The organism is Pseudomonas sp. C2.3V, from assembly GCF_058536325.1.
Genome location: NZ_JBZUBN010000001.1, coordinates 1,216,826 through 1,234,069 on the forward strand (window position 1 = coordinate 1,216,826; position 17,244 = coordinate 1,234,069).

18 protein-coding genes and 1 pseudogene are annotated in these 17,244 nt (G+C 57.9%); 2 read left to right on the plus strand and 17 right to left on the minus strand.

The features are described 5' to 3' along the window. Positions 1-131 precede the first annotated feature (131 nt). From AC4LF3_RS05750 to AC4LF3_RS05780, 7 genes and pseudogenes are all read right to left on the minus strand, one after another. On the minus strand, positions 132-791 hold the full coding sequence (locus AC4LF3_RS05750) for an ion channel (protein ID WP_219652842.1): 660 nt from the start codon (positions 789-791) through the stop codon (positions 132-134). Between the two features lie 90 nt (positions 792-881). Continuing rightward, positions 882-1,805 (minus strand): SdiA-regulated domain-containing protein, encoded by a 924-nt coding sequence (locus AC4LF3_RS05755; RefSeq protein ID WP_258019875.1) that lies wholly within the window; start codon positions 1,803-1,805, stop codon positions 882-884. A 117-nt stretch (positions 1,806-1,922) separates the two neighbouring features. Next, a complete protein-coding gene (locus tag AC4LF3_RS05760) occupies positions 1,923-2,801 on the minus strand; it encodes a lipid kinase (protein WP_219652841.1) in 879 nt (292 codons plus the stop codon). Positions 2,802-3,002: 201 nt separating this feature from the next. Further along, complete coding sequence (locus AC4LF3_RS05765; protein WP_491834922.1) at positions 3,003-3,419, minus strand: hypothetical protein; 417 nt, start codon at positions 3,417-3,419, stop codon at positions 3,003-3,005. A gap of 76 nt (positions 3,420-3,495) precedes the next feature. Next, on the minus strand, positions 3,496-4,500 hold the full coding sequence (locus AC4LF3_RS05770) for an alpha/beta fold hydrolase (RefSeq protein ID WP_074827744.1): 1,005 nt from the start codon (positions 4,498-4,500) through the stop codon (positions 3,496-3,498). 130 nt (positions 4,501-4,630) lie between these two features. Beyond that, positions 4,631-5,401 carry a methyl-accepting chemotaxis protein gene (locus AC4LF3_RS05775; protein ID WP_404627792.1) on the minus strand — a complete coding sequence of 257 codons (771 nt, stop codon included), beginning with the start codon at positions 5,399-5,401 and terminating at the stop codon, positions 4,631-4,633. 117 nt (positions 5,402-5,518) lie between these two features. Then, positions 5,519-6,256 (minus strand): annotated as a pseudogene (locus AC4LF3_RS05780) (HAMP domain-containing protein); the annotation flags it as partial. A 190-nt stretch (positions 6,257-6,446) separates the two neighbouring features. Between AC4LF3_RS05780 and AC4LF3_RS05785 the strand changes: the two are divergent. After that, entirely contained in the window at positions 6,447-6,629 is a 183-nt protein-coding gene (locus tag AC4LF3_RS05785; protein WP_010797496.1) for a hypothetical protein, read from the plus strand. Between the two features lie 54 nt (positions 6,630-6,683). Here the strand turns inward: AC4LF3_RS05785 and AC4LF3_RS05790 are convergent, their stop codons facing one another. The 10 genes from AC4LF3_RS05790 to AC4LF3_RS05835 form a co-directional block, all read right to left on the minus strand. After that, positions 6,684-7,391, minus strand: coding sequence for a DUF3053 family protein (locus AC4LF3_RS05790; protein WP_491834923.1), 708 nt, complete (start codon positions 7,389-7,391; stop codon positions 6,684-6,686). 156 nt (positions 7,392-7,547) lie between these two features. After that, entirely contained in the window at positions 7,548-8,282 is a 735-nt protein-coding gene (locus tag AC4LF3_RS05795) for a hypothetical protein (protein ID WP_491834924.1), read from the minus strand. A gap of 198 nt (positions 8,283-8,480) precedes the next feature. Continuing rightward, on the minus strand, positions 8,481-9,722 hold the full coding sequence (fucP, locus tag AC4LF3_RS05800; protein WP_491834925.1) for an L-fucose:H+ symporter permease: 1,242 nt from the start codon (positions 9,720-9,722) through the stop codon (positions 8,481-8,483). An 18-nt stretch (positions 9,723-9,740) separates the two neighbouring features. Further along, positions 9,741-11,075: an MFS transporter gene (locus AC4LF3_RS05805; protein WP_286787001.1), complete on the minus strand. Its 1,335-nt coding sequence runs from the start codon at positions 11,073-11,075 to the stop codon at positions 9,741-9,743. Between the two features lie 56 nt (positions 11,076-11,131). After that, on the minus strand, positions 11,132-11,485 hold the full coding sequence (locus AC4LF3_RS05810) for an L-rhamnose mutarotase (RefSeq protein ID WP_286787002.1): 354 nt from the start codon (positions 11,483-11,485) through the stop codon (positions 11,132-11,134). Next, on the minus strand, positions 11,482-12,258 hold the full coding sequence (locus AC4LF3_RS05815) for an L-fucose dehydrogenase (protein WP_286787003.1): 777 nt from the start codon (positions 12,256-12,258) through the stop codon (positions 11,482-11,484). Before AC4LF3_RS05815 ends, AC4LF3_RS05810 begins: the two co-directional genes overlap by 4 nt. Next, entirely contained in the window at positions 12,255-13,130 is an 876-nt protein-coding gene (locus AC4LF3_RS05820; protein ID WP_491834926.1) for an amidohydrolase family protein, read from the minus strand. The genes AC4LF3_RS05815 and AC4LF3_RS05820 overlap by 4 nt, the downstream gene beginning before the upstream one ends. A gap of 100 nt (positions 13,131-13,230) precedes the next feature. Then, entirely contained in the window at positions 13,231-14,517 is a 1,287-nt protein-coding gene (locus tag AC4LF3_RS05825) for an L-fuconate dehydratase (protein ID WP_491834927.1), read from the minus strand. 150 nt (positions 14,518-14,667) lie between these two features. Continuing rightward, complete coding sequence (locus tag AC4LF3_RS05830; RefSeq protein ID WP_289923534.1) at positions 14,668-15,516, minus strand: ureidoglycolate lyase; 849 nt, start codon at positions 15,514-15,516, stop codon at positions 14,668-14,670. Positions 15,517-15,555: 39 nt separating this feature from the next. Next, complete coding sequence (locus AC4LF3_RS05835) at positions 15,556-16,296, minus strand: SDR family oxidoreductase (RefSeq protein WP_491834928.1); 741 nt, start codon at positions 16,294-16,296, stop codon at positions 15,556-15,558. A 179-nt stretch (positions 16,297-16,475) separates the two neighbouring features. Here AC4LF3_RS05835 and AC4LF3_RS05840 point away from each other — a divergent pair, with 179 nt between their 5' ends. Then, on the plus strand, positions 16,476-17,243 hold the full coding sequence (locus AC4LF3_RS05840; protein ID WP_122043185.1) for a FadR/GntR family transcriptional regulator: 768 nt from the start codon (positions 16,476-16,478) through the stop codon (positions 17,241-17,243). Position 17,244: the final 1 nt, after the last annotated feature.

Sequence of the window (17,244 nt, forward strand, 5' to 3'; positions counted from 1 at the left end):
TCTATCACGCCGGCTGCCCAACCGTCGGCCTGTCTGGGTAACAGGTATGTAGGCGGGATGATATCGATGGGCTATCGGTGTGTCAGGTGCTAAAAGCCAGACTGTCATTTGTAAGGGTCGACCGGTTGGTTCTAGCGTTTGATGACCGTCAGGCTGATCAGGCGAGCCACTACTAATGTGATATACATGACGCCTGCAAACTCTTCGAGCATTACCAGCCCGCGGGCAAGCGGTGAAATAGGCAGAACATCACCCAGCCCTACGCCGGAAAGCGTGGTAAAGCTCAGGAACAGCAGTTCCATCCAGGTCCGTGGTGCCTCAGGGTTCTGCATGGCGGTAAAGCTGCCCGGCAGGAGCAGCTGGCAGACGGTAAAGGTATAGGCAAACGCCCACGCCAGCAGAGTAAAGGTTGCGCCTACCGCAAACAGTTCATCGGTCGATGCGCGTTGATCCTCCATCATGTAGGCAATCAGGCTGGCGGCGGCATAAAAGTAAAAGGCGCCTTCCAGCAGGGCGGAGGCGACCGTAACGGCCTGGTTGGGCCAGATCTCGCTGACGATAGCCAAGCACAGAATGAGCGCGGCCAGAATGAAAGCGATCGAGTGGAGCATTGGGCTGCGGCGAACCATACGCAGGGCAGCAACCAGCACGATGACACCAAACGCACCAAAGACGGCTCGCCCACCCGGCATGTTCTCCATGAAGGGAAAGAGCACGATGCCCAATAGCTGGATAAGTAACAGGCTTGCAGACGGGTAGCGAACCAGATACGTAACGAGGGTGACTTTCATTCAGGACACAGGCAGGATGGAAACGCCGTACAGCGTAACCCGGCAGCGCAAGGCTCACCAGAGCCTTGCGGATAAAGAGCTCGACAAGGCCTATGACTTCTTCTTGAAGGCGTAGAACAGGTTAGGCTCACTGATCACATACAGGTTGCCCTGATCATCCATTGTCATGCCCTCAGCCTGGGGAACATCCTTGGCAAGCCCTTGATTACCACCCCTCAAGCTGAAGGAGCTGACCGGCTTACCGTTGGCGTCCATTTCCACGATCATCTTGGATTCATCAGACAAGGCCAGCAGATGGCCTGTACTCGTATCATAGTGAAGGCTGGACAGGTCGGTCACAAACAAATCCCGGTCGCGCTGTGCGTTGACATGCACGTCGATGTCGATCGGCTGGTCGGGCGAGGCGGTCAAAAAGCCGTTGATCTCGAAGATGCGGACCGGGTCCTTTTCCTTGGCAACAAAAAGGCGCTGCTCCTTGGGGTCGTAGGCCAAGCCCTCGAAACCTTTGTTGCTGTTATCCGCTGCGCTGAGCGAAAACTGTTTGGCATTGGCTGGGTCGGCAATATCGATGACCTGGGTCTGATCATTGACATGCACTTCGATCAGACGATGGTTACGTTCCTCTGTAATCAGGAGGACGCCGGGACGAACGTATTCGATCGCTTCCGGATCACCGAAACCCCGGAGCGGAATACGACGCAGTACATCACCGGAGAGCGAAAGCTCGATAAGGTGCGAGTCCTTGTTGGTCACTGTAAAAAGCGTCTGGCGGCTGGCGTCGAAGGTCAGCGCTGACATGTTTTCGTCATTACCCAGTGGCTTGGCATCGATTGTGACATGGTAATCAGGCAACCACAGGGCCTGCCCTTGGGCCTCCTCGGAGCTGAAGCGCTGTTCCAGACGGAACCAGACCTGCTCAAACAGGCGCTGCTGGGCACCTGCGGTTATCGCGGCTGCCACTAGCAAGCAGGCCAAGGCCGTTGCCATCGTTTTGGAGGAGAGAGCGTTCTGCATGTTAGGTCAGGTTCAGAATTCTGGGCGTATAGCCTACGGGGGGTGGGCTTAACTGAAGCTGAATAAGGCAGGTGCGAGTGTTTCCGATTCTTTCACCCATGGTTCGATAGGTGCGCTCTATGGACGATAGATCCTGAGCGCTTTGGGTTTGATAGAAAAGAGAGCGGGCGTGTAGGTGGTCAGCTCACCATCAGTATTGATAGGCATGGGTTTGCGGGTGTTCAGCCGGATAGCGGTTGTCTGAAACGCCCTGACCTTATCTGCCTTGCCATGGGTGCCCTTGCGCAGGCTGGGCAGCAATGCGATCAGTTCCCACCAATGCCTGACCTCAAGGCTATAGAAATCCAGGCGTCCATCGTCGGCGGTTGCGGATTCTTCCACCGTCATGCCACCGCCATAGTGACGGCCATTGCCCACGGATGCCTGGACCGTTCGGACCTTTTCCACCTGTCCGTCATGTTCGATATACAGAGTGAAACGGCGAAAGCGGCGCAGTAGCCGAAAGGCGGTCAGGCCATAGCCGAGACTGCCCCATTTCTTCTTGATATCCGCGGTCAGCTGATCAGCCAGATCGGCACTGAAGCCAATGCTGGCGACGTTGAGAAAGACATGATCGTTGACGACACCTACATCGATGGCTCGCAGCTGCCCCCGCACAATGATGTCGATGGCCTCGAGCGGGTCCTGAGGAATATTCAGTGTCTTGGCCAGGTCGTTGGCAGTGCCGAGCGGCAGGAGGCCGACGGGCAGGCCAGCCTCAATCAGGGCGGGAGCTGCGGCGTTCAACGTGCCGTCGCCGCCGCCGACGATGATCAGGTCGCATCCCTTGGCCTGTCTGATCTTCTCGCTGATGGAAAGGTTTTCCCCTCCGGTAGGTTCGACTACGGTTATTCCGCCTTGCCTGAGCTTTTCAACGATAGGCGTGTAGGATTCACTCCCACGGCGGGCGCGTTTATTGATCAGCAGAAGGGCGCGGCGGGTTTCGGTAGCGGTCATTGCGTCTGAGATCCCCTATGACTTGTTTATCTCTGACACTTCACGTGTAGGTCTGTCCGAGGGATGGAACGCGAGAGTGCCCCGTTCCGACAACTGCCTGCGAGGCGGAGTTGTTTCAAAAGATCAGTGAAGCCTTACGTTGCGTGATCATCCGCTCAGACTGACGTTAAAAGCATAACTAGCAGGTAGGACCCGACGGTTTCAGGCGCGAGGGCTGACACGGGCGCTTTTGAGCAGCCGGTAGTCCTGCCACAGGATCACGGCCGCTGCGGCGGCGTACGCAAGGCAGGGTGCCCAATAGGCAGGATTAGCCAGCGCTTCGTTCAGGCACATGACCGCACTGATAGAAGTGAATAGCCACGACGGCACTCGCAGGACACACGCCATTGCGCTGGCCCAGAAGCGATCCCTCAGAAAGCCCAGGGGAACGCAGGCGGCAATCTGCATGACTACCAATACGAAGGTCGCAACAGCAACGGTCAGCACCACCTGCTTGTCGGGCGTTTGTGCGTCACGAATAGGGATGAGCAGCGTGCCCAGGCGGGTATGGCTCAAGGCGGTATAAGCCAGGAGCAGCAGGGCGCTGGAGAAGATGATGCGGGCTGGTATCGAGTTCATTGAGCGTCGCGTTACAGGAAAAGGCGCCTATATTACCTGAGCCCGGCGCCTGTTCATGAATACTCTCCAGACAGGTTCAACCCGACGGTGTCTGTTCGGCCAAGGTATGAATAGCGTCGAGTACTGCCTGCGGTGCCAAGTGATGCAGCATATGCCCGGCGCCCTCGATGACACGGAAATCCATCTCCGGCAACTCGGTATGCAGCCTGCCCGAGTGCACATGGGTATGAACCAGCCGATCCTCGCGTCCCGCCATGATGATGGAGGGTACTGTCAGCGTTTTGTAACGCTCCTTGAGTTGTAGCGTTGCGGGAATGATCAGGGCTATTTCGGCTGCGCTGGCATGAAGCTGCACAGGACGAAAGGCCATCCAGGCCGGAAATCGCTTGAAGCGGGCGGGCACTTTGGCGGGTGCAAACATTCGCTTCATCATGAGTGGCCATATGCTGCGATACAGCAGCGGTGAAACGGAGTGGCACATGAGGTCACCCACGCCGGGGATGGCCGGCAAAGCCGCCATGGGAATATCAGGGCGAACGGTCGGGTAATAATAGCCGGACAGCAGCACAAGGCCTCGGACAGACTGCGGGAAGTCGAGCCCCAGCGCCATGGCCACCAATGCGCCCCAGGAATGGCCGAGAACGATAGGGCGGTCGATACCCATTGCGGCAAAGGCCCGATTGAGCAAATGGGCCTGTTCGAGCGGACCCCAGACAATAGACGACGGGCGCTCACTGTAGCCATACCCTGGGCGGTCAAAGATGATGACCCGATAGGTACGGGCTGCGTGTTCGACCAGTTCGCTCAACTCGAAGTCAGTACCCATGGTCGTGTTGCCATGCAGAAGCACAAGGGGCTGTCCCTCACCGTATTCGACGTAATGGATCCGGATACCATCCACCTCGATAAAGGTGCCTGCCGGTGGGTGCTGCTTTTCCGCCTGACGGCTGTAATGGCGGACCAGCATGGCTGATGCCGCGACGGCCAGGGAGCCCCACACAAGCGGGCCGGAGCGGGAGGGTAAAGGCGTGGTTTTGCTAGGCGTAACGTGTGCGCTGTCGGTATGCCGGAGATTTTTCATGCCAGGGCTCCCGCTAAAGACAATTTAGAGTAGTCCACGGGAAAGCCGTTCGCGGTAGGGACGAATGGCACGTTTGGCTTTTACCTGAAACCAGCCATCAGCCTATAGGGGGCGGATGGCTGTAGGTCAATCAGGCTGCGCCCAAGCGCTTGGTCAGCTCGGCCAGTCCCTGGGACAGGTTTTGCAAGTGCACCGCAGCGTCTTGCGTCTTTTCAACCTGGGCCTGGTTGGCGCTGGCAATGGCCGTAATTTCAGTCAGGTTACGAGCAATGTCTTCACTGACGGATGTCTGTTCCTCCGCTGCTGCCGCAATCTGGATGTTCTTGGCGCGCATCGAGTCGACCGAGACCGAGATGGTGTCCAGAATCGCGCCAGCTTCCTTCACCTGCGTGACGCTGCGCTCACTGATGCTCTGACCGTTCTGAATGGCCTTGGCCGCGTTGGCAGTGCCGGTCTGAACGTTGGCAATGATCTGGTTGATCTCGTTGGTCGAGTCGGCTGTGCGACGCGCCAGGTTACGGACCTCATCGGCCACAACCGCAAATCCGCGACCGGCCTCACCGGCGCGGGCGGCTTCGATGGCCGCGTTAAGCGCGAGAAGGTTGGTCTGTTCAGCAATGCCGTGGATGACTTCCATTACCTTGCCGATACGCACGCTGTCTTCTTCGAGCTGATTGATGACAGAGGCCGTACCGGCAATCTCGTCGCTCATGTCGACAATGGTCTTGATGGTGCCCTGCATGACGACGCTACCGCGCTGAACAGCCTGATCGGTTTCGGTAGCAGCAAGGGAGGCTTCGCTTGCGTGACGTGCGACTTCTTGGGCAGTAGCCGACATTTCATGCATGGCGGTTGCCACCTGATCGGTACGGGAGAACTGCTCGTTGCTGCCCTGAGCCATCTGGTTGGCAATGGCGTTCAGGTCGCGGTTGGCAGAGTCCAGGTCCTGGGTGCTCTGCTTGAGACGTGTGAATGTATCGGACAGGAAGTTACGTAGAATGCTGGCGGCTCCCGCCAGTCGACCAAGTTCATCCTGGCGGCTGGATTGGATATTTACGCTGAAGTTGCCATGACTGAGCTGATTGATATGGCCGATGAGCTCACTGATCGGTACGACCAGGCGGCGATTGACCAGCCACAGGCTGATAACGAGGATGGCGATACCGCCCCCAATCAAGGCGATCAGGCCTGTCAGGAAGGTGGTGTCAGCCTGCGCGCTAATTTGGGCGGACAGTTCGTCACTGTGCTTGTGCAATTTGGTGACAAGATCGGCCATCTGGGCGGTGGCGCTACGGTCGATACCTGCAACGGCCTTGTCACCCGCCCCCGGGTCGAAGCCGGCAGCCCTGAAGCGCTCGAAACCTGTGCGATAGGCTGTACCCAGCGTCTTGTGCTCGGCCTGCAGACCTTGAATGGCTTGTGCGATAGCGCTGTCTGACCACGGCTGCTTGCTCAGGTCAGACAGGAATGCTTGAACCTTTTGCTCTTCTGCCTGGAAGGCATTCCAGTGTTTTTCGCGCTTGGCGTCATCCTTGCCACGCAAGAGGGCGTTTTTCCATTCCTGAACTTGGGTTTTAAAGTTCAGGTTGGCTTCGTCGATCAGCAAAACACTACGAATCTCATTGGACAGAAGGCCTTGATAGCGTTGAACGCTCCCGGAAAGAAATTTGAAGGAAACGATTGAAATAGCCATGAGCAGCAAGAGACTGCCGCAGAGCAAGGCAAGAACTTGAGCACGCAGGGAACGGTTAAGCATCACAGTGTCTCGAGAGAGGGAGGTACTCGTCACTGTGTCGTTGAAATAGCAAAAAACTTAATGCGATAAATATTCTATCGGCTTGATAAATTAATGAATTTTTTGTGACAGGCGTCTGGCTCGAACATTTGCCGTGAACGGCTATCCAACAGAGTAACATTCATTAACAGATAAGAATGCGAGGTGCATTATGAGTGATGAACTGCTGGCGTCCATTCACGCGATGGATCCAAGCCCGATCAACCCAGGCGGTGGCCAGGAGTCGCCCTGGCCCGATGAGCCAGTAGGGCCTGATGGGATCATTGATCACCCGGATGACGTGACCGATAACCCTGACGTGATTGACCCGGATACTCCGCTTGTCCCCAGTTGACCCATGAAAAGGCTGGGCAGAGAGCCGCTGTCCAGCCTTTCTTCACCGACTTTCCTACCCGCGACCGTAAACGACCGCTACCATCTTGCGTTGAGCCTGCATGGTCGCCTGGGCCTTGGTGTTCAGGGCCTGGAGACGGGTGTTCAGTTCTTTCTGGATAGCGGGGTCGGATACTTCGATCATGGCACCGTTGACCTTGATCACGTCCTGATGGGCATTGATGTAATCAAGCGCTTCGAGCGTTGCCGTCAGGGTCTCGCTGGCAACCGGCATCATGTTTTTCATGGCTTCGGCCGGCTGGGTGACGACTCGATCATAGGCCTTGTCATAGACAGCCTTCAGATCTTCCGGCTGCTTGAAGGATTTACGCGCTTCATCCGCCTTCGCCTGTTCTTCGCTGATCAGCGCCGGCAGCTCGTTTAACGTTTTTTGGGCAGATTGAATATCCTCGCGGCGCTGAATAGCCTGTCCCATCGAGCTGATGTTCATCTGCTTCATCGCCGTGGTCAGCGAGTCTTCGGTTCGCTTGTTGAGGGACTCGTGAAAGTGCTGCATCGCCGCATACTGGGCGCTGTATTCGCCAAAGAGGTTCTTGTCTTCGTCCCGAAGAACCGGAACGTGTACGCCGGGCTTATCGATGATGCGGGTTTGCAGGAATTCAATGAATGCCTTGCGCTGCGCCTCTTCGTTGGAGCAGGCGGACAGCAGGCAGGCGTATATCAGGGTGAAAAACAGGGCAACCGCGGGGTTACGCTTGAGCATGAGATCTCCCTATGAGCTCAAATGGAGTAGAGCCGACCTGCAACCAGAGGTCAGCCGGCGCACCGTATATAGGGGATTGGAAAGCGTGGCGAGCGGGATCAGCCGAATTGGTGAACGGGTTCTGCTTATAAGACGGACTTGACGTGTTAGGCGGTGTTAGCCCATCGGATCGAAATGGCTTTTGGCCGAGCAGTACCGTTCTTCCATCCACTTGCTTTTGTTCTGCTCATCCTTATCGTGGCGGACGCGCCAGTCCTGGCACTTTTGTCTGAAGTACTCCTTGGCGCCCTTGCGGCATTCGCTATAGCCGACCGAATCCTTGCGGTAGTTGCCGCATACGCTAGTGTCGTCGATGCGGTTGTTAACAATTTCCCAGGCCGCCAGATAGCTTTCACTGCTGCCCCATGCCTCAACCCAGTGCTGCTCGCTTTCCCGTACCGGGTCGGCCGGATAGACGAGCGCCCGTGGCAGGTGATCATGGTGGGCGCGGTAGGCTCTGGGGACCGCCCCTTGATGAGGGTACGGTGGCTTTCCCAGATGACAGCGAATGATCGAGTCATCGGTCTCGCCGTCGCTTCGCATACAGGTCAGGTCAGCAGAAGAAGCAATTTCGGTCTGATCCAGCGAAAGATCGACAAGACCCTGGGCCGAAGGGGGAGTATCGATACCGTCAGCGGGCTCAAGCAGCGTGACAGGGGCTTGCAGCTGTTCAATGTCTTCCAGCGCATTCCAGGCCAGCAGGCTGGCAAACAGCAGCAACGCCAGCCACAGAAGTTGAGCCAAGGTTAATGTACGGCGGCGCTTGAGTGGTCGGGTGACAGGATTTGGTTCATGCACAAGCATGGGCTTGTGCCCATCGTCTTGCTGTTGACCGCGGTCGTGTGTGCCCATGATGCTTCCTTGCAGGACTCGAAACGACGGTACTGACGTTGAAGATGCGTGATGAATTTCACGTTACATAAGGGTATCCAGACCAGGCGGATAAATCCAGCAGGCGGACCGTGCTTGAGCCGTTCAACCGATTGAGCAGAGATAAAAGGCAGTAAGGAGGCGATGAAGCGGACCAGGCGTACCTGGCCCGCTCGGTGGTCAGGCGCTGCGCTGCTGCGAGGCGCCGTACCAGATCACCAGGGCAAAGCAAAGCATGGGCAGCGAGTACGCATACGCAGTGCTGCTCATATCGGCAATGAGGCCCATGAAGTAGGGCATGATCGCGCCACCCACGATAGCCATGATCATGAAGGAGCTGGCGCGCTTGGTGTGTGGGCCGAGGTTCTTCACACCCAGCGCAAAGATGGTGGGAAACATGATCGACATGAAGAAGAACACGGCGATTAAACCCACCACGGCAATGCCATCGAATCCGGCCACCACCAGACCGCAGAGGAAAAAGTTGATCACGCCATAGATCATCATCAGACGAGCCGGCGCGATGAATCCCATCAGCCAGGTGCTGAAGAAACGGCCCAGCATGAAGCACAGCATGGCAATAGACAGCATGAACGACGCGGACTGGCTGGAAGTGTCGGACCAGTGCTCGGTTACGTAGTTGATAAAGAAGGCACCCACACCTACCTGCGCCGCCACGTAGAAAAACTGGGTGATGACGCCGCCAACGAAATGCTTGTGCTGCCAGAGTGTGCGGCTGTCCTGACGGGCAACGGCTTCCTCCTGATTGCGAAGGTCAGGGAGAGTGGTTTTGGCAAAGAGCACGGCGATCATCAGGACCAGAGCGGCGATACCTACGTAGATCATGCTGACCGAACCCAGGCTGTCGGAGGAGGCGGTACCTGCACTATTGGTGGCCGAAAAGAACAGGGTGCCGCCCAGGATTGGGCCGGTGAACTGACCGAGGCCGTTGAAAGACTGGGCGAAATTGAGGCGGCGCTCGGCTCCGTTCGGATCGCCTAGAACCGTGGCATAGGGATTGGCTGCCGTTTCCAGGCAGCCCAGACCGCAGGCGATCATGAACAGGGCAAAAAGAAACATGGCAAAGCTGGCTGAAGACGCTGCCGGAACGAATAGCAAGGCACCCAGGGCATACAGGCACAACCCGACCAGGATGCCGGCCTTGTAGCCGCGCTTGCCCATGAAGATCCCGGCGGGCAGGGCAACGATAAAATAGGCGCCGAAGTACGCCGCCTGAAGCAGGCCGGACTGCGCCTTGGTGACGTGCAGCGTTTCCTGGAAGTGTTTGTTGAGTACGTCCAGCAGGCCATACGACAGGCCCCACATGAAGAACAGGCTGGTGACAAGGATGAATGCCCATTGATAGCCCGAGCGTTCCTGGCTGGCAACGGGTGTGGCCGTTCTGGTTTGGTTGACTAACATGACAGCTCTCCGTGGTTCTTATCGTTGTGCAGCGTTGAGGTCATTTGGTGGTACAGCAAAACCGGCGTCCTGGCGTTGAACGGTGGTTCCCCCGAGGGCCAGCAGGCCTGCGCCAAGCAGGGCGACAGTTGCCAGGGTGTACATGCCGGCGTGGGGATTGGCGAACGTCTGTTCCATATAGGTTTTAAGGGTGGGCGCAAGAAAGCCGCCCAGGTTGCCCAGCGCACCGATCAGGGCAATTGCGCTGGCTGCTGCGACACCGCCCAGGTAGCGGGTGGGAAGCGTCCAGAAGAGCGGCTGAACCGTGATAAAGCCGGCAGCCGCGAGGCAGAAGGCAAACAGAACGGGCACGATGCTCTCGATAACCGTCGATCCTGCTATGCCCACTGCGGCGAGCAGCAGCATGGCCACTGCCAGTTGGCGATGCTTGCCGGTGCGGTCTGCATAGCGAGTCACCATGAACAGTGCACCCAGGGTGAATAGCCAGGGAATGGCCGTCAGCATGCCAACCTCAAAGCCGATCTTGGTGCCGAGCAGCTGAGCGATGCGCGCCGGAAGATAAAACAGGACGCCGTAAACGCTTACCTGGATAGTGAAATAGATCAGTACGAAGTACATGACCTTTGGGTTGACGAGGGCTGCCTTCCAGGAGGAAGGGCTATGTTCCTTCTTGTCTGTCTCCTCCTGTTCGATAGCCTTGTGCAGTGCCGTTTTCTCGTCCCGGGTCAGCCATCGTGCATCCCGCGGGCGGTTCGGCAGGTAGAAAAACGCAATCACGCCAATGACCGAGGCAAGCAGTCCTTCCACCACGAACATCCATTGCCAGTTGCGCAGGCCGAATACGCCGTGCATTTCCAGCAGCCAGCCGGAGACAGGGCCCCCCAGCAGCAGCGAGGCCGGTACGCCAAAGTAATAGAGCCCATACGCCGCACCGCGGTGGCGATGAGGGAACCAGTAAGTGAGATACAGGACGACACCTGGCGACAGGCCTGCCTCGGCCACGCCCAGCAGAAAGCGGAGGATATAGAAGGACATTTCGCTTTGAGCAAACATCATGGCAGCCGAGACAAGGCCCCAAGTCACCATAATTCGGCTCAACCAGATCCGTGCACCGATACGATGAAGGATCAGGTTGCTGGGAACTTCGAAAAGCGCGTAGCCGATAAAGAAGATTCCCGCGCCGAGAGCAAAGGCCGCATCGCCGATCCCTGTGTCGGCCTGCAATGCGAGCTTGGCATACCCAACGTTAGAACGGTCGATAATGGCCATGGCAAACATCAGGGCCACGAATGGAATAATTCGGCGACGGCTCTTGGTCAGGGCACTGTCGAGCGGGGCGGTAAGCGTAGACATGAATGACTCCAGTTATTGTTGTTTTCTAGAGCGCTCACACATCAAGCAGGACGTTGCTAATCCGGGGCCGGTTGCTCAGCCAGCGCGAAGATTCTTTGCATCGGAATCCATTTGCTGCCCTGCGGCGTCCAGGGTGTCGGTGTCTGGTATCGCCACATCAGCGCTTCCCATTCCTGCACCTTGGGATTGGCCGCGGCGGCGGCTTCGAAGGCATTTACACTGAAGTCAGCACTGACATGCATGATCATGAACAGGCGTGTGCCGAGGCGGTAGATCTGCATGTCCTGCACACCGGCGTTACGCAGATGGGTGGTGATCTCGGGCCAGATACGCGCGTGCAGCTGCTCGTATTCGGCAATGAGCGCAGGGTCATCCTTGAGGTCCAGCGCCATGCAGTAGCGAGTGCTCATGTGAGTGCCCTGTCCAGATGCATATAGCCGCCATCGACCGTGAGCCATTGCCCGGTGGTATGGGCAGCGCGAGGTGATAGAAGGAAGACGACCGTGTCGGCAATCTCCTCGGGAGTGGTCATGCGCTTGCCCAGCGGAATCTTGCTGACGATTTTGTCCAGTTTGTCTTTAGGATCATCAAAGGTGTTCAGCCAGTTCTCGTACAAAGGCGTCATGACCTCGGCCGGGATGACTGCATTCACGCGGATGCCATCAGCCAGCAGCGAGGCGGCCCATTCTCGAGTAAGGGACAGTTGTGCGCCTTTGGCGGCGGTGTAACCACTGGTGTTGCCCTGGCCGGTGAGTGCGGTCTTGGAGCTGATATTGACGATGCTGCCCTTGCTATCCCGAAGAGCGTCGAGGCAGAGATGGGTCATGACGTAATAATGAATGAGGTTCTTTTCCAACGATTGGATAAACGCCTCGCGTCCAGCCTCAAGACTGACCCCGTCGTTGACCCCGGCGTTGTTGACCAGTCCGTCCAGGCGGCCGAATCGGGTCAAGGTTTGCTCGACGGCTGCGCGGCAAGAGATTTCATCGCACAGTTCAGCCTGGATAAAGAGTGTCTGTGGCTGAAGCGCGTCCAGCTTGGCTGCGAAGTCATCTTCCAACGGTGTGCGGCTGACAATCACTGGGATAGCGCCTTCGTCAGCCAGACCGAGGGAAATGGCGCCGCCGATCCCTGAGCCGCCGCCGGTTACGATAAAAACTTTTCCATCCAGATGCAGGTTCATGCGGCGTGCTCCTGTGCATTGACCGTAAGGCCATACAGGCGAATTGCATTGCCGCCCATGATGGCGGACTGCTCGGCGGATGAGAGGGGCGCGATGGCCAGCTGAGCCAGGGCATGGACATGGTCGTACTCGCCCGCCAGCCGGCACACCGGCCAGTCCGATCCGAACAGCACGCGCTCCGGGCCGAACAGCTCCAGCGCCTGGCTCATATAGGCGACCAGATAGTCCGGTCGCCAGGTTGTCCAGCCAGCCTCCGTAATCAGTCCGGACAACTTGCAGTGCACATGGGGGAGGGCAGCCAACGGCGCCAGCTGCTCAGCCCAGGTCTGCAGATTGCCATGTGTGATATCAGGTTTGCCCAAGTGATCAAGCACCAGGGGCTGCCGGTCATGCCTTCGGGCAAAGGCGTACGCGGCCTTGAGCGAGGGGGACTTGATAAGGATTTCATAGAGGTAGCCGCGGGCCTGAATAATGGCCACACCCTTGTTGAATGCGGTGTCGGCGAGAAAGGCATCCGGGTCCGCTTCGTCCTGGATCTGGTGGCGAAAGCCACGCAGGCGCGGCTGGCCTTGCCAGCGATCGAGCGACTCAAGCAGGTTGGGCGCTTGTAGATCTACCCAACCAATAACGCCGGCAATCCACGGATGTTTCGCAGCCAGCGCCAGCAGTGCGTCAGTCTCCTCCTCGCATTGCCGGGCCTGAACGGCAATGCATCCCGCCATCTGGTGTTCTTTAAGAAGCGGCTCGAGATCCGAGGGCAGATAGTCGCGCTTTAACACCGACATGCTGTTGTCGATCCAGCGGTACTGATCCGGCTCGTAATGCCAGAAGTGTTGATGTGCGTCGATTCTGGGTATTTCAGGGCGTGTCATTGTTATTGTCTCCTGAAAGCAGTGGGCGGCGGGATCGGTGAGGCTGGTCCCTCCGATATGCTCGTTGAGTAAAAGGGTAGGCCCTCTACTCAACCTGCCGCTAAGTGTTACGGGGAAACCGATACTGCTGGCGCGAGGCCGGTTTCATGGTGATCGAAAATCCTGGTGCCTGGGGCGGCAGGTAGGCGGGGCCCTTCATGACGCAGGGGGCTTCGAAATGCTCATGAAGATGATCGACATACTCCACAACGCGCCCTTCATGCGTGCCCGCCACGCACAGGTAATCGATCATCGAGATATGTTGCACGTATTCGCACAGTCCAACGCCGCCGGCATGGGGGCAGACAGGTAGCTCGTACTTGGCGGCCATGAGCAGCACAGCAAGCACTTCGTTCAAACCACCCAGGCGGCAGGCATCGAGCTGTACCACGTCGATGGCGCCACGCATGATGAATTGCTTGAACAGAATACGGTTCTGGCACATCTCGCCGGTAGCCACCTTGACCGGGGTAATACCCTCTTTGATCGCGCGATGACCTTCTACGTCGTCCGGGCTGGTGGGTTCCTCGATGAACCAGGGCTTGGCAAACGACAGCTTGTTTACCCAATCGATGGCCTCGTTGACTTCCCAAACCTGGTTGGCATCGATCATCAAGTGTCGGTTAGGGCCTATCACTTCACGGGCAATGGTGACGCGGCGGATATCGTCCTCAAGGTCACGGCCGACCTTGAGCTTTACATGAGAGAAGCCTGCATCAATGGCCTCCTGACAGAGGCGGCGGAGTTTGTCATCCGGATAGCCAAGCCAGCCGGCAGAGGTGGTGTAGCAGGGGTAGCCATGGGCCTTGAGCAGGCCGATGCGTTCTTCCTTGCCTTTGGCGCGCTCCGTGAGCAGTTGTATCGCTTCTTGCGGTGTGATGCAGTCGGTGATGTAGCGAAAGTCGACGCACCGTACGAATTCTTCCGGCGACATGTCGGCGACCAGCTGCCAGACCGGCTTGCCAACCTGCTTGGCCCACAGGTCCCAGGCCGCATTCACGACGGCACCGGTCGCCAAGTGGATGGCGCCCTTGTCCGGACCGATCCAGCGCAGTTGGCTGTCGCTGGTCATGTGGCGCCAGAAGCGGCCCATGTCTGCCGTGATCCATTCCAGATCAAGCCCTTTGATCTGACCTTCCAGTGCCTGAATGGCCGCACAGCAGATCTCGTTGCCCCGGCCAATGGTAAAGGTCATGCCGTGGCCTTCGAGCCCAGGCTGGTCGGTTTCAAGAATCACATAGGCGGCAGAGTAATCGGGATCGGGGTTCATGGCGTCCGACCCGTCCAATGCCTGGGACGTAGGAAAACGAATGTCCTCTACGCGAAGACCGGTGATTGTTATTGTCATATCGGTTCTCCGGAAGCCCTTGATGCCGGGCTTGTCAACGCTGTGTTGGAGGCCCGCTCAAAAGCTCTTCATATGAGAGCGCATGTTGAGCGGGCGCTTCTCCGGGCGTGCGACGCGGTTAAACGTCCCAATCACCCGAAGGGTATGGTTTCAGTCAGCCTGAACCGTGCGCTGCTTCTGCTCGCCCAGGCCCGCGATGCCCAGGCGCATTTCCTGGCCGGGCTTCAAGTAGACTGGTTCGGGCTTGATGCCCAGACCTACTCCAGGCGGGGTACCCGTGGAAATGACATCCCCCGGTTGCAGGCTCATGCAGCGGCTCAGGTAGGCGATCAGCTCCGGCACCTTGAACACCATGGTGCGGGTATTACCGTTCTGGTAACGCTTGCCATCCACTTCCAGCCAGAGGTCGAGCGCGTGCGGATCGGCTATTTCATCTTTGGTGACCAGCCAGGGGCCGAGCGGGCCGAAGGTATCGAACCCCTTGCCCTTATCCCAGGTGCCGCCACGCTCGATCTGCCACTCACGCTCGGATACATCATTGATTACGCAATAGCCCGCTACATAATCCATGGCATTGGCTTCGTCGATGTAGCGCCCGGCCTTGCCAATCACCACGCCCAGCTCAACTTCCCAATCGGTCTTGGTGGAGCCACGCGGGATCTCTACGTCGTCGTTCGGGCCGCAGATGGCACTGGTCCACTTGTTGAACACGACAGGTTCTTTCGGCACTTCCAATCCGGACTCGGCTGCATGGTCGGCATAGTTAAGACCGATACAGATGAACTTGCCGACACGGCCCACGCAGGGGCCAAGGCGAGGGGAACCGTTCACAACGGGCAGACTGCTCTGATCAATATTCCTGAGCGTGTCGAGTCCTTCAGCAGTGATGGCCTGGCCCGCGATGTCATCAATATGGCCAGAGAGGTCACGAATCTGACCTTGAGCATCCAGCAAGCCCGGTTTTTCCTGACCCTTTTCCCCGTAACGCAGCAATTTCATGAGCGGTTTCCTTGTGCGATAAAGTGGTGTGCGGTGGCCTTAAGCGACCCAGCCGCCATCGATTACGTTGATGGTGCCCGTTGTGAAGCCTGAGGCATCGGAACCCAGATAGAGCGCCAGTGCAGCGATTTCCTCGGGCTTGCCGATCCTGCCCATGGGTTGGCGGGACACAAACGCAGCATAGACCTCGTCTTCGGCTCGGCCTTCCTGCTGGGCTTGCGCCGCAATACGCTGGCGCAGGGAAGGCGAGTCGACCGTGCCGGGGCAGATCGCATTGCAGCGGATGCCTTTGGCGACGAAATCAGCCGCTACGGATTTAGTCAGGCCGAGAACAGCGGCCTTGCTGGCGCAATAGGCGAAGCGATTCGGTACGCCTTTCACGCTGGAGGCCACTGACGACATATTGATAATCGAGCCGCCGCCGTTTTCGATCATGGCCGGTAGAAAGGCACGAATCATCCGGTACATGGCAGTGACGTTAAGATCAAAGGAGAATTTCCAGGCATCCTCATCACAATCGAGAATGGTGCCGCTGTGCACGTAACCGGCGCAGTTGAAGAGCACATCAACAGCGCCTAACTCACTGGCAAGTGTCTGGATAGCATCGGGCTGAGTGACATCAAGAACATGGGTACGAACATTGGGAAGCTCGGCGAGGGCGGTAGCGTTGATATCGACCGCAATGACGTCAGCGCCCGCTTCGGCAAAGGCCAGAACGCTGGCCCGGCCAATTCCTTGAGCAGCGGCGGTGACGAGGACACGTTTTCCAGCAACGGACATGAGAGCCTCCTGTTTTTATTATTCGTAGGATGACCCGCTTGCGTTAACCGCTGCTATGCTGGGGGCATATCGAGCGGCTAATGGTCAGGCCATTGGTCCTCTGGTTTAGCAGTGAGTCAGCGGCTGCGCAAGTTTTTTCTGTAGCGCAAGCGACGCGATGTATACCAGTGGGATACGTGATGCCAATACAAACAATTGAAAATCCAAGGCTTTATCGTCAGATCGCCGATCAGCTGCGCAGCCTGATCGACAGTGGCGAATTTCCTCCTGGGAGTCGCCTGCCGGCCGAGCGGGAGCTGGCCAAGCAAATGGGTGTCAGTCGGGCTTCGGTACGTGAGGCACTTATCGCGCTGGAGGTCATCGGCCTGGTGGATGTGCGGGTCGGTAATGGCGTTCTGGTCTGCGCCAATGACCAGCGCCCGGCGGACGATGCGCCGGTGATGGAGCTGGCGGCGCGCGGCCAGTGGGTAGGGCCTGATCCTGAGCTGGATGTGCAGGTGGATTTCAATGCCGAAATCCCGCCGTTCTCGCTGCTTCAGGCGCGGCAGCTGATCGAGCCGGAAGCGGCGGCCTTGGCTGCAATCAATGCCAGCGAGGAAGAGTTGGCCGGTATTCACGCGGCCTATGAGCGCAATGTGCAGGACAACCGCGAGGGCTCGACGACCCATCCCGGCGATCGCCTGTTTCATATCCGCATCGCCCAGGCCAGCGGTAATCCGGCCTATGCCCTGATGATCCAGCATCTGCTGGGGCACCGCTATGGCTCGATGTTTCAGCGCTTGCAGGCACACTATACCCCTGAGGACATGCCCCATCGCTCTGAGGACGAGCATCTGCGTGTACTGAAGGCTCTGCAGGCCCGCAATGCGCAAGAGGCGCGCTCCGCCATGCGGGCGCACCTGGATGAGGTGATTCGGATCTTTTCCCGCGGACAGGAGGCGGAGTAAT